The following is a 531-nucleotide window of genomic DNA, read 5'->3' as shown; positions in this document are numbered from 1 at the left end:
TCTGGATACGTTGTTTAAACGCCAGCTGATTGAGCGGAAAAAGAAAGCGATCCACGCAACGCCCTTGGCGCAGGAACTGATTGCCGGGCTGCCGGCGGTGCTGACCGATCCGGGGATGACCGCGTTATGGGAACAATCGCTGGAAGATATTGCGCAGGGCAAAGCATCGCTGGCAGTTTTTATGCAAAAACAGGCGCAATGGCTTGTGCATTTAGTCGAGCGGGGCAAGGCGCAGCCGCTGCATCTGACGTTGCCGAAAACCCCGGCCTGCCCGAACTGTGGTGGCCGGATGCGGCAACGGCAGGGAAAAACCACGCCGTTTTGGGGTTGCGTGAACTATCCGGCCTGTAAAGGCAGGCTGAATGACAAAGCGGTCACCCAATCGCGCAAAGCCCGGCGGGCAAATCAACGGACATGAAGATCTGGTTGTTAATTGACGCCCTGACAGGATGCTTTAAGAATTAACCTGTTTCTTAAATGATCGGTGAGCCTGCAACGATCGCCTCCGGGTGGCTGTAAAACTCCCGTAGC

1 protein-coding gene is annotated in these 531 nt (G+C 55.7%); it reads left to right on the top strand.

All coding sequences use genetic code 11. From position 1 onward, the window contains the following. On the top strand, nt 1-418 hold a 418-nt coding region (locus Xedl_RS20055), incomplete at its 5' end, for a DNA topoisomerase (protein ID WP_208605116.1). Between the last annotated feature and the right edge of the window lie 113 nt (nt 419-531).

This window comes from Xenorhabdus eapokensis (assembly GCF_001908105.1).
Note: the sequence above shows the minus strand (reverse complement) of the source record. Positions and strands in the feature narration are given on the sequence as shown.